Raw genomic sequence first — 254 nt, forward strand, 5'->3', positions numbered from 1 at the left:
TGATCCACCGGTTCGACGCGTAGTACGCGGCGCGCACGCTATACACGACGCCCCAGCCGTGCGTGTCGGCATAATTTCCGCCTTGCTCGGCGGTGGTCGTATCGAAGTAACGGTAGGGGCCGATGCCCGCCTGCAGCACGAATCGCGGGCTGCCCACGGGAATGCGCCCCCATAGCTGGATGGTCTGGCCGTCGCGGTGATGGCCTGGGATGTGGCCTTCGTTGAGCCATGTGAAGCTGGCGGCGAAGTAGCGC

General features: G+C 65.4%; 1 pseudogene. It reads right to left on the reverse strand.

Annotation, left to right across the window (positions count from 1 at the left end):
* Positions 1-254 (reverse strand): annotated as a pseudogene (locus SB771_RS35775) (hypothetical protein); the annotation flags it as partial.

It is taken from the genome of Burkholderia sp. SIMBA_051 (genome assembly GCF_046534915.1).
GTDB lineage: Bacteria > Pseudomonadota > Gammaproteobacteria > Burkholderiales > Burkholderiaceae > Burkholderia > Burkholderia ambifaria.